The organism is Geminocystis sp. NIES-3708 (genome assembly GCF_001548095.1).
GTDB lineage: Bacteria > Cyanobacteriota > Cyanobacteriia > Cyanobacteriales > Cyanobacteriaceae > Geminocystis.
Map to the genome: position 1 here is coordinate 2283619 of NZ_AP014815.1, position 12792 is coordinate 2296410.

The window sequence follows — 12792 nt, forward strand, 5'->3', positions numbered from 1 at the left end:
AAAGTTTGTATTTATTTGCTTAAACAGTAATAGCAACATCAGTTTTTTAACTTTAAAACCTTTGATTTAAAAAAATAATTACTCTCAAAGCCTTAATTTAAAATTGATCCCCACAGTATTAGGATACAAGATCATCTTTGAGATCCACAAACTTTATTACAATTTATTAAGAAAAAAGATCTATAAAACTTTAAGATCCTCAGAATTAATTGATGGATACTGAATTTATTGTCGGCGATCGCTTAATATTAATTAATAGAGAAGAAAGAAAAATAAAAAAACTTAATTAAATTATTTAATACAAAGTAAATTAATAAAAATAGATGAAAAATATCCGTATAAATACATAAAATTAATTTGAGAGAAGAAATTAAGGTTTTTTGTTAAAATTATTTTAAATTAAAGGAAATTATAAATAACTGATTGATATTACTTTGGTAATAGACTATATTGAATATTGATTTTTAATAACTACCGATTAATCAACGATAAAACTGATGAATCAAAATACCCTTTCAGCTCAGGTTTTTTTAAACGTTAATACCTTTGAAGATCAAAACGATGGTGGTGAAGTTGATGGTTTATCTCTCAGAGATGCCATTATTATTGCCAATTCTGATCTGAGGAAAAAATATACTATCAATCTGCCTGATGGTACTTATAACTTAACTCTCACAGATGATGGTTCTTTGGATATTAACAGTAATGTAAACATTATTGGAGCTAGTGCTGGAAATACTTTAATTACTGCTGGTTTTTTAGGCGATCGTATTTTTACCGTAGCAAGAAATGGAAGTCTTAATTTAGCAAATATAACTCTCCAAGATGCGAATGTTGGCACAGAAAATGGCATCATTGACGACGAAGGAAATACAGGGAATATTCCCGTTGATGGTGGTGCAATTAGTATTCAACCTTCGGGAAAAGCAACTTTAGAAAATGTGATCATTGCTCAAAATAGAACTAATGGTAAAGGCGGTGGCATTGCTAATAACGGAGTTTTAGAAATTAGTGACTCTGTTTTATTAGTTAATTTTTCCGTTGGTAATGGTGGAGCAATTTATAATGGTGATGGTGGCATAGTTAGTATTAATCGCAGTACTATAGCTTTTAACTCTACCAGTAATACTTTAGATCAAAATGCTTTACTTGGTGGTGGTGGAATTTTCAACGATAGTGGCGGTAATTTAACCATAGTTAATAGCACTATTTCTGGTAACACAAGTTTAATTGGTGGAGGCATTTGGACTCAAGGAGATCAAGCTATCATCGTTAATAGCACGATAGCAAATAATAGTGGTTCAAGAGGTGCAGGTATTTTTTCGGGCAATCCTCAAAATGCAAATGCTTTAATAAATACAACACTACGTAATAACATCATCGCAGAAAATATTAATAGTGCAGATATACAAGGCATATTCAATAACCTTAGTTCTTATAATCTTATTGGGGCATCAGAAAGAGGAAGTTTAGTTAACGATTTTAATAATAATAGTGTGGGTACAATTGAAAGTCCCATTAATCCTCTTATTGGAGATTTACCAAATCAATTTACCACTACTGATCAAGCATCTGCATTATTAGTTCATCCTTTAGAAGAAGGTAGCCCGGCTATCAACGCTGGAAATAACGCTAATAGTCAAATTAGAGATTTATTCAATAACTATGGTAATGAAGATCAAAGGGGAGCACCTAGAATCAGTGATGGAATAGTAGATATAGGTAGTTATGAAGTTATACAAAATTCAGGAATTAATACTAATAATTTTTCTTCACAATTAAATACTCCTATTTATCGTTTTCGTAACAATACCGTTAGTGGTACTTATTTATTTGTAGGAGAATCAGAAGCTCAAAATATTCGAGCTAATAATCGTAACTTTATTGAAGAGGGAGAAGCATTTAGGGTTGGTATTACCCCTGATGATGATTTAATTCCTATTTATCGTTTTCAAAACCAAGAAAAAGCTGGAACTTATCTTTATGTAGGAGAAGAAGAAAGACAAAGTATTTTACAAAATTATAATAATTTCAAAGAAGAAGGACTAGCTTTTTATGTATATGGTGCTGATGCGAATAAAGGACAAGATATTTATCGATTACAAAACTTAAATCAACCCGGTACTTATTTATTTGTGGGGGAAGCAGAAAAAAATAATATTATTAACAATTTCTCTAACTTCCGCTCAGAAGGAGTTGCTTTTGAAGTAGCCTAAAGAAAATATTGTTACTGTTACTAAATTTTATAGATCACAAAACCATTAAAACCATGACAACATTTGATTTTTCTCGCCAAGTAATATTAAACGTCACCACCACCGAAGACCAAAATGACGGTAGTACGGCTAATGGACTTTCATTGAGAGATGCTATCTTACAAGCTAATGCAAATCCTTCCAAAGAATATATTATTAATGTACCTGCTGGTACTTATAACTTAACCATTAAAAATCTTTTAACACCTCCTGCTATTGATGAAGATGAAAATAATCGTCCAGATCTTGATACCCTTATTGAAAGTCGTAAGGTTACAGGAGATATTGATATTTCTGGAAATATAACTATTATTGGAGAAGATCCAATTAATACAATTATTTCGGGAGCAGGATTACAACAAACATTCAGTGCAGGAATTACTTATCGAGTGGGCGATCGAGTTTTAGATATAGTTCCGGGTAGCGTATTGTCTTTAAATAATGTCACAGTTCAAGATGGAATTTTAGTAAGGGATGTAGGACCAATAGAAGTTGATATTGATGGAGATGGTTCTATTGATGGAGATGTTCAGGTAGGAAATATTGACACAAATCCTTATGGTGCAATTATTAATGTTGCTACTGGTGCTAATGTAACAATTAACAATAGTATTATTGCTAATGGAGAATCTGAAGAAAGAGGTGCTGGTATTAGTAATAGTGGTACTCTTACCATCATTGATTCTTTAATCAAAAATAATCAAGCAAAACAAATTAATCCAGATATTAGATTTACTATTCCTCCATTTATTATTGGTGGTGGTATTTTTAATAATGGAACTTTAAACATTGATCGTACTGCTATTATCAATAATACTGTAACCTCAGTTTTACCCACTCGAATTGAGGAAGGTGGTGGGGGTATTGCCAATGATACAACTGGTACATTAACTATCTTCAATAGTACTATTTCTGGAAATGATGTGGGTTTAGATGTAGGGGGAGGCATTTTAACTAAAGGTAGAGCGAATATCATTAATTCCACTATCACACAAAATATTGCCCAAGCGGGAGGAGGAGTTTATTCTGAAGGGTTATCAGCCAGTACTTCCCTTACCAATAGTATAGTTGCAGAGAATAAAGTAACAACTGAGTTAAAACAAGACGTAATTAGAAGTTTCAATCAATTTAATCTTAGAGGGGAAACATCCGTTGATTTTATTAATGAGTTTGTTTGGGATGTGGTTAATGGCACAAATCGTTTAATTGAAGTTCCCCCTGATGTCACTCCTTTTCAAGATAGTTTTTATAATCTCACAGTTTTATATCGAGATTCAGATCCTTTTTCTCCTTTTCCCACTGAAGGGCTAGATGTCACGAGTAGTGTTCGTTTAGATAATTTAATATTTGATTCTAATGGAGATATTCAATTTGTTTTTAATAGTTATTTTGGAGAAGATTTAGATAATTTTTTCACTGGGATTAATGGTTTTAGTAGTGAAGATAATAATTTAATTACTAATGAAAATCAAAATTTCGGCTTTGCCTATCGTGACACTTCCAATAATTTGGTTTTTTTAGAAACTGAGTTTGAATTTATCAACGATAGTAATGGACAAGGAAGATTAGTTTTAGTACTTCAAGATAACAATATTAATCAAAATCCTGATTTTAATGCACAAATATTTGTAGCGGATAAACAAGAAACTTTTAGTTTTAATACTTTTGATAATAGATTAGCATTAGATGATGATAATAAAAGACAAGCTAATTTTGTCCGAAATGAAGAAGATAATACATTCTATAACTTTACTGATGTAGTAAGGTTTGAAAATAGAGTTGTGGATACTAGAACAACCACCATAACTAATCCTACTTTTGTTAGTGATATTGATGGATTTTTTGCTGCCAGTAGTTCTTTTAATTTAATTGGTGCTAGTACGGTTAATCCCATTGTAGATGGTGTTAATAATAATATAGTGGGTGGTGTAACCACTCCGGTTAATCCCAAATTAGAAGCCATCACTGATGCTCAAGGCAATATTATCGCTTACGGATTATCTGAAGGAAGTCTTGCTCTCAATAGTGGAAATAATGCCATTGTCTCATTACGTCAGTTTTTCGGAAATAATCCAGTAGATCAATTTGCGAATCCTCGTATTAATAACGGTACTGTAGATATTGGTAGTGTTGAATTTGGAAGTAGTAATACGAATAATTCTGATGTAAATGCAGTTCTCAATGAAGGTGATTCTTTATTAAATTCCCCTATTTATCGTTTTCAAAATCGCAATGTATCAGGTACTTATCTTTATGCTGGTAGCCAAGAAGCTCAAAATATTCGCTCAAATTTCCCTAATTTTAGTGAAGAAGGATTAGCATTTAAAGTGTCTCAAGTTGCTAATGATGACTTAATACCTATTTATCGTTTCCAAAATACTTCAAAACCCGGAACTTATCTTTATGCGGGTACTCAAGAAAGACAAAGCATCCTAACTAATAATCTTAATTTTAAAGATGAGGGTATTGCCTTTTATGTTTATGGTGCAGATGCGAATAAAGGACAAGACATTTATCGTCTCCAAAACCTTAATAATCCGGGTACTTATCTATTTGTAGGAGAAACCGAAAAAAATAATATTATTGCTACGAACAATAACTTCCGATTAGAAGGAGTTGCTTTTGAAGTGGGCATTTAAAGTTAATTAAATTCAGTGTTTTTACTGATATTTTCACTTAATAAAAATTAACCTATTTTCATATTTTCTAGGGCTAAAAAAGAAATAAAAATCATTTATTCCTAATCTTTTACCCTTACAATTAACTTAGGTAAAAAACTTTAATAAAATAAATCTAATTAAAATTATGGCAACTATTAATTTAACCGTTGATACTTTTGAAGATCAAAATGATGGTAGTAGTTTTCGTGGTTTATCTTTAAGAGATGCGATCCTCATCGCTAACGCTAATCCTGAAAATCAATATGAAATTATATTACCTGCAGGTACTTATAACCTAACAATTAAAAATGTTTTATCACCCAGTACTGATCAAAGTGTAGATGCGGATACTCTTTTTCGCAGTCGCATAGCCACAGGGGATTTAGATATAACAGGGAATGTCACTATCATTGGAGATGATTCAAGTAATACCATTATTGATGCTAAGGGATTAGAACAAACTGTCTCTTTAATAGAAATACCCGAAGGAGGAGTTTTAACCCCTGAACCTTTTAGCGATCGAGTTTTCGATGTTCTTTCTGCTGAACGTACTGGCTCTGAAACTGGTGGTTCTTTAATATTAGAAAATGTTACTGTCCGCAACGGAATGATTAAAGAATCAATTACTAATATTTTAACCGTTACAACAATTCCCCCGACACCAGAACCACCTAATGATCCTACCGTCCCAGTAGATCCAGTCGAGCCAGTTGTCACCGTAACCGAAGAAACTCTTAATGTTAATATTGAAACTATAAGTAATGGTGGTGCAATCAATATTGAAGTTGGAGGAAATGCCAGTTTTATTAATAGTATTATTGAAAATAGTAGTAGCTCTACCCAAGCAGGAGGCATTTATAATCAGGGGACTTTAACTTTAGAAAAAAGTATTGTTCAAGGTCATCAATCGGGAGATAACGGTGGTGGTGTTTATAACACGGGAACGTTAGTTATTCGTAATAGTGCGATTATCAACAATTTTGCTGAAGCCGCCGCCATAGAGATTATCGAAGGTGGTGGGGGTGGTGTTCTCAATGAAGCTGGTGGAACTTTAATTATGGTTAACACCACAGTATCAGGTAATAGAAGTGCCACAGGAGAAAATAGAGAAGGACCTGGGGATGGTGGTGGTGGTATTTTATCCAGAGGTACAACGAGAATTATCAACTCTACTATTGTTAATAACAGAGCTCAAATCGGTTCAGGTATTTATTCAGAAACTACCACCGCTAATACAATTTTATACAATACCATCGTCGGGGATAATATTGGGAGTCCTGATTTAGATGGTTTTTTCGATGGTCGTAGTGCTTATAATTTGGTGACTAACGCTAATGGTTCAATTTTAGATGCCAATAAAAATAATATCGTTGGCGGTGAAACAACTGATCGCCCTCTAACAAATATAATTGGTCCTTTACAAGATAATGGTGGTTCGACTCCCACCCATGCTTTACTATCTGGAAGTCTTGCCATTGACGCAGGAGATAGCAGTATGGTCGATTTTCCTCTATTTTTCCCTGATGATCCAGCCATTGATCAAAGAGGATTTCAAAGGATTGTAGGTAACGCTATAGATATAGGAGCTTATGAATCTGGTGCGACGGAAGTAATTTCTCCTACCCCTGTGGATACAAATACTGGTACAGATAATAATCAAGGAAATGATAATGTTACCATCGATCCTCCTATCAATGATCCAGTTGTCAATGATAATTCTGGGGTTAATATTCCTGATGTTCAAGAATTTGTTAATGATAATTTGATTGAAGATGATTCTTTATTAAATAGTCCTGTATTTCGCTTTCAAAATAAAAATGTAGCAGGTACTTATTTATATGCTGGTAGTCAAGAATCTCAAAATATTCGCAATAATTTTTCTAATTTTCAAGAAGAAGGAATAGCTTTTAATGTGTCGGATGTTCCTAAAGATGATTTAATCGCTATTTATCGTTTCCAGAACATTGCCAAAACGGGTACTTATTTATACGCTGGAGCACAAGAAAGACAAAGTATTTTGCGGAATAATCGTAATTTTGTTGATGAAGGTATCGCTTTCTATGTTTATGGTGCTGATGCGAATAAAGGAAAAGATATTTATCGTTTTCAAAGTCTAACTAATGAAGGTACTTATTTATTTGTAGGAGAAACCGAAAAAAATAATATCCTAGCTAATTTTTCTTCTAGTTACCGTTTAGAAGGAGTTGCTTTTGAAGCAGGATAATTAATTAGCTATTTGAATTCTTGTTAATGCGTAAGTCCGATTATTATTTATATTCATAATGATAACCCCAGAATCAATAAGTTATTGTATGACTTTAGATAATAGTCGTACAGGAAATAGATATATCTTAAGTATTCAAAAATATAATGGAAAGTGGTTTGCTTTTTGGTACAATAATTCCTCGGAAGGCAAACGGATCAAAGAATCTATGAATACTTTGGTAGCCATTAGTGCTGAGGAAGCATTTGATTCAGTTAAGGATTTAATTGAAAACGAAGATGAAGATATAATTGGTGTGGACTGGCAGTTTGAGTCTCCTTTTCCCCCTTGGATAGTTGATTAAATATTTTTCAAAGACAAAAACTATTAAACAAAGTTCATTTTTCAGGAACAAGTTTAAAATATAGGTCATAATTATTTTAATTTTATTGAAAATCATTACTGATGGGACAGTTAGACGTTAAACCAAATATACGCACTTGCGGTATTAACCTCAATCACTGGTATGTAGTTGCTAGTAGCTCTGAAATTAAAAATAAACCTGTAGCTGTGACTTTATGGTATCAAAATATTGTTTTGTTTCGTGATAGTAAAGGTAAAATTCAGGCTTTAGATGATCGCTGTCCCCATCGTTTAGTAAAATTAAGTGATGGTCAAATTGTTAATGATGATCTTGAATGTGCTTATCATGGTTGGCGTTTTGATGGAGACGGAAAATGCTCCTTTGTACCCTATTTAACTGAGAAGCAAAAATTACCTAATTGCCAGTTAAAGCGCTATCCCGTGAAAGAATTTGACGGTTTTATTTGGTTATTTCCGGGGGATGGTGATAGCGAAAACATTAAACCGATGGGATTACCTGAATGGGAACATTTAAACTATATTGGTAGCATGACAACTATCGATTGTCCGGGACATTTTTCTTATCTGATTGAAAATTTGATGGATATGTATCATGGGCATTTACACAACAATTATCAAGCATGGGCTTCGGCTTCTCTGAATAACATTATGGTTGGTGACCATCGGGTTGATGTGTTGTATGATGCTCAAAGTTATTATCGTATTGATAAAATTTGGTCAATTTCTCAGTTATTTTTTCCTGCTTTACGCCGCTTACATCCCGAACTTTTAACAGTAAGTTATATATATCCTCATTGGAGTTCAAGTTTAGGGAAAGATTTTAAAATTTACTGCCTTTTTTGTCCGATTAATGAAACTACAACAAAGGCTTATCTTCTCCATTTCACTTCTTTAGAGGCTTTTTGGCGGTTACATAAATTACCTGTTGCGTTTCGTCGTTTTGTCAAGAATAGTCTTTTTGATGCGGCTAAAGGGTTATTAGATGGTTTAGTTCGTCAAGATGTCGCTATGATCAAACAAGAACAAGAAGCCTTTTTACTTAATCCTTTTGAACGCACTTATGAATTAAATCCAGCGATCGCCAAGGTACAACAATTAATTTTAAATGAAGTAATAACAAATAAATAATTGAGCGAGAAATTGCGATATAGTAACTAATAAGAAATAGATAAAAGTAAGATTAAAATCAGCAATTATGGAAAACTTATTCAACATCGAAAATATCGACTTAGAAACTATTATTACCGCTATTTTATATTTAAGTCTCAGCGGTTTGTATTTACTACTACTTCCTGCTGGAGTTTATTTTTACCTCAACCAAAGATGGTATGTAGCAAGTTCTGTTGAAAGAGGCTTTATGTATTTCATGGTATTCTTTTCATTTCCCGGAATGATCTTATTAAGTCCATTTTTAAATTTTCGTCCTCGTCGTCGAGAATTAATCTAATCAGAAAAAGACTCAAATAAAAAAATAATCAGGATTTAGTTATGAGAAGAATAGATGCTATTTTAATCGCCTTAGGAGTTTTTTCTTTGGGCGGTTTAGCTTATGTTATTTTTCAATTGTTAGGAGTTGATTCTGCTAAAGCAGGTGTTTGGAGTCAAGGAATTCTAATATTAGGTTTAATTGGTTGGGTATTAACTTATTTATTTCGAGTTTTTACTAATGATATGACTTATCATCAACAAGTTAAAGAATATGAAGATGCTTTTTTTGCCAAACAATTAGAAAAAATGTCTTCTGAAGAAATAGAAAAATTAATGGGAGAAAAAGATTAATTTAAGCAATAATTAAATTCTGAAAATAGAACGATTTTATGAATTTTGCAAAATTTTCAAAAGTTTAGCTATCATTGATCAACTGTGACGGTATAGTAAAATTTACAAATTTATTTTTTAATCTTCAATCAATTATTAAAAAATAATTTCAAGATTGCAATGAAAGATAAAAAATAATTATTAATTGTTTAATTGTCAACTTTTCTTCGTATTATTCTTATTATTAATTTAACATATTTATATATAAAAAATGACTTCAATTTCTGAACGTTTTACACAACTAAAAAAAGAAAATAAATGTGCCTTAATTCCTTTCATAACAGCTGGAGATCCCAATTTAAAAACTACTATTAAAGCTATCAAAATTTTAGCCGAAAATGGAGCAGATATGATTGAATTAGGTGTACCTTATTCCGATCCTCTTGCCGATGGACCTGTAATTCAAGCGGCGGCTACCCGTGCTTTAAAAAATGGTGTTTGTTTAAATGATGTTCTTGATATTGTCAAAAACCTTCAAAATGAAATCACTATTCCGATTATTCTCTTTACCTATTACAACCCTATTTTTTATCGGGGTGTGGAAAATTTTATGAAAACCATTGCTGATGTTGGGGTAAAGGGTTTAGTTGTACCTGATTTACCTTTAGAAGAAGCTGAAACTTTCTTAAAAGTTGCTGAAAAATTCAACATAGAAGTTACTTTGTTAGTTGCACCCACTTCTCCTATGGAGAGGATTGAGCATATTGCCGAAAAATCTCAGGGTTTTATTTATCTTGTTAGTGTCACTGGGGTTACGGGAATGCGATCGCAAGTTGAAAGTCGGGTAGAGGATTTAATCAGTAAGTTAAAGACTGTTACCGATAAACCAATTGGAGTCGGTTTTGGCATTTCTGAACCATCTCAAGCTACTCAAATGAAACAATGGGGTGCAGATGGTGTAATTGTTGGTAGTGCTTTTGTTAAAAAATTAACTCATACTAATCATGAAGAAGGATTAAAAGAGGTGGAAAAATTGTGTCGCAATCTCAGAGAAGCAATAAAGTAAATAAGATTTGTATTTATCAGTTTAATAATGTAATTTATGATAGATAATATTAAGATTATTACTGGTAATTCGACTGATATTTTTCCTTTGATAATCTCCTAATAAACTCCCAAAATAATTTCTAAATTCTCTTTTTTGCATCTTTGTGAGAGATAAAATCAATTATTTATTTCGTGTTAAGTGCATCTTTAAGTCCATCACCAATATAATTAATACTCAAAACCGTTAAAAATATCGCTAATCCGGGAAAAATCGCCATATAAGGGGCAGAAGTTAGATAATTTTGGGCATCATATAGCATTCTTCCCCATGTGGGAATATCTGGGGGGAAACCTAACCCTAAAAAGCTGAGGGTAGATTCGACAATAATGGCATTACCAACGGATAAGGTAGCGGCAACGATGATGACACTTAATACGTTGGGTAAAATGTGAATGATGATAATACGTCCTGAATTTGCACCTAAACTTTTGGCTGCACTGATAAATTCTCTTTCTTTGAGTTGTAAAAATGAGCTTCTTACTAATCTTGCCACTGACATCCAATTCAGTAAACCAATAATTAACACGACTAAGAAAAAAATGCCTAATTGTGCTCCTAAAATTGATTTAACAGCATCTCGAAACAAGTAAACCACTAATAATAAAACTGGTAACTGTGGTAGTGACAAAAATATATCGGTTAATCTCATTAATATACTGTCAATTATACCACCATAATAACCAGCGATCGCCCCGATAATTGTACCGATAGAAATAGCAACTACCATAGCGGCAATACCTACGATTAAGGAAATTCTACCGCCGAATAAAGCTCTTGCTAATTGATCTTGTCCTAGATCATTAGTACCAAAAGGATGTTGCCAACTAGGAGTTAAGGTAGATTGTGTGAAGTCAATTTTATCGATAGGGTTTTGATAAATAGTTGGTAAGAAAAGAATACTGAAAATAATTAAAGCTAAGGTTAATAATCCAGCAATCGCCATTTTATCTTTAGTAAATTTACGCCAAAACATTTTCATAATTAAGTAATAGATGATGAGTAATGACTGCTATAAATTATTAACCTTTTTTTCAATTTCTTCAAAAGTATTTAATAATAATCTTTTTGCTTGAAGTTTCCAGCCAATTTGTTGAATTTTGATGGCAATAGGTAAAGCAATGGCAGGGGCAAGAAAATCTAAATATTGTTGAGAAGAAATACCTAATAATAAACCCAAACCTGCAATACCCCAAAAAGGTAAAGCAAAAGTTTGACGCTCTTTTTCTAATTTTTTTGCCCAGAATCCTTGAGGAATTTTTGTTAATAACTCTTGTTTTAATTTTTGTTGTTCTTTTAAATTTAAAGCAATACCAATTTTTCTTCTTAACTTTTCAATTTTTCTAGCTTCGGTGCTATACTGTGTTAATTCATCTTCTGCCATTAAAATTAAGTTATCTAGTGTTAGTGCCATATAGTTAATAATTGAAAATTTATAGTATATAGTTTTCTTGTTAAAAGTAGATATAATTATACTTAATTAAAACATCAATTAATGTTATAAAGAATAGTTATCTATTAGCTATTATTTATAGAATAATTTCATCAAGCTCAAATTATTTTCTTATTAATTATACTAATATTTAGTTGAATTATCATCACAAATGAATAGTAATTTTTTAAACAAAATGCTGATATTTATTATATCAGTATTAAGTACTTTTTTCTTGAATATTTATCCTGCTTATAGTGGAATTTTAGCTGATAGGATAGCACAATATCCTCACTGGGAACATCAATTTTCTTTACCGACTCCGAATCAAGAGTTAATTTTCCCATCATGGTTTGAAGGAAAATGGGATGTTAATAATATTTTACTCGAACAAATTGCTCCCCTATCTCCAAAATTTAAAACCCCTGCTTTTGATAGCAATCAAGAATATATTGATAAAAATATTACTTTTTCAGTGCAATTTATTCCTACTATTTTAATTCCTAAAAATGATAATTTTGTCCCTACTATTCTTAATAAAAAATCAGTTATTATTCCTGATCGAGCTTTTAATGGCTTATCAATCGCAGAAGCATACTTAGGCAAAAAAAATGTAAAAGAAGTGATAATTAATCAAAATAATTCTACCGAACAAATAACTAAATTTAAAGGAGAAAATGAGTTAATTTCTAGAGTAATAGGCAGACAACAAGAAATAGTTTCTGAAGAAAAATTTATTACCAGCGAAATCACTAGGCAATTTTTTCGTCGCCCTAATAGTGTTTATTTAAACTTAGTAGAAACTATCACTAAATATCGATTAATTAACCCTAATTATATTCAAGGAAAACAAGTTACCGCTATTTATTTATCACCACAAGATCCTGATTATTTCCTAGCCTTTGATCAACCAGTTGCGTTTTATTATTATACTTTAGATTTACATAGAAAAAATCCTTAATTTAAGGTAAAATACTTTAACAAATCAAAGAATA

11 protein-coding genes are annotated in these 12792 nt (G+C 31.8%); 9 read left to right on the top strand and 2 right to left on the bottom strand.

The features are described 5' to 3' along the window. Positions 1-497 precede the first annotated feature (497 nt). From GM3708_RS18995 to trpA, 8 genes are all read left to right on the top strand, one after another. Positions 498-2216 carry a choice-of-anchor Q domain-containing protein gene (locus tag GM3708_RS18995; protein WP_066346308.1) on the top strand — a complete coding sequence of 573 codons (1719 nt, stop codon included), beginning with the start codon at positions 498-500 and terminating at the stop codon, positions 2214-2216. 53 nt (positions 2217-2269) lie between these two features. Then, positions 2270-4894 carry a choice-of-anchor Q domain-containing protein gene (locus GM3708_RS10110; protein WP_066346311.1) on the top strand — a complete coding sequence of 875 codons (2625 nt, stop codon included), beginning with the start codon at positions 2270-2272 and terminating at the stop codon, positions 4892-4894. 166 nt (positions 4895-5060) lie between these two features. Further along, positions 5061-7139: a choice-of-anchor Q domain-containing protein gene (locus tag GM3708_RS10115; protein ID WP_066346312.1), complete on the top strand. Its 2079-nt coding sequence runs from the start codon at positions 5061-5063 to the stop codon at positions 7137-7139. A gap of 58 nt (positions 7140-7197) precedes the next feature. Beyond that, entirely contained in the window at positions 7198-7482 is a 285-nt protein-coding gene (locus tag GM3708_RS10120; RefSeq protein ID WP_144439305.1) for a hypothetical protein, read from the top strand. Positions 7483-7583: 101 nt separating this feature from the next. After that, entirely contained in the window at positions 7584-8630 is a 1047-nt protein-coding gene (locus GM3708_RS10125) for an aromatic ring-hydroxylating dioxygenase subunit alpha (protein ID WP_066346321.1), read from the top strand. 67 nt (positions 8631-8697) lie between these two features. Further along, the gene (gene ndhL, locus GM3708_RS10130) at positions 8698-8949 is read left to right on the top strand and encodes an NAD(P)H-quinone oxidoreductase subunit L (RefSeq protein WP_066346323.1); all 252 of its coding nucleotides are present in this window, start codon (positions 8698-8700) and stop codon (positions 8947-8949) included. 41 nt (positions 8950-8990) lie between these two features. After that, on the top strand, positions 8991-9281 hold the full coding sequence (locus GM3708_RS10135; protein WP_066346325.1) for a DUF3007 family protein: 291 nt from the start codon (positions 8991-8993) through the stop codon (positions 9279-9281). A 250-nt stretch (positions 9282-9531) separates the two neighbouring features. Next, a complete protein-coding gene (gene trpA, locus GM3708_RS10140; protein WP_066346328.1) occupies positions 9532-10326 on the top strand; it encodes a tryptophan synthase subunit alpha in 795 nt (264 codons plus the stop codon). 166 nt (positions 10327-10492) lie between these two features. Here the strand turns inward: trpA and GM3708_RS10145 are convergent, their stop codons facing one another. Together GM3708_RS10145 and GM3708_RS10150 are read right to left on the bottom strand one after the other, a co-directional pair. Further along, positions 10493-11341 (bottom strand): ABC transporter permease, encoded by an 849-nt coding sequence (locus GM3708_RS10145; protein WP_066349406.1) that lies wholly within the window; start codon positions 11339-11341, stop codon positions 10493-10495. A 36-nt stretch (positions 11342-11377) separates the two neighbouring features. Beyond that, the gene (locus tag GM3708_RS10150) at positions 11378-11779 is read right to left on the bottom strand and encodes a hypothetical protein (RefSeq protein ID WP_066346333.1); all 402 of its coding nucleotides are present in this window, start codon (positions 11777-11779) and stop codon (positions 11378-11380) included. A 214-nt stretch (positions 11780-11993) separates the two neighbouring features. Here GM3708_RS10150 and GM3708_RS10155 point away from each other — a divergent pair, with 214 nt between their 5' ends. Next, positions 11994-12758 carry a DUF6816 family protein gene (locus GM3708_RS10155; RefSeq protein ID WP_071827663.1) on the top strand — a complete coding sequence of 255 codons (765 nt, stop codon included), beginning with the start codon at positions 11994-11996 and terminating at the stop codon, positions 12756-12758. Positions 12759-12792: the final 34 nt, after the last annotated feature.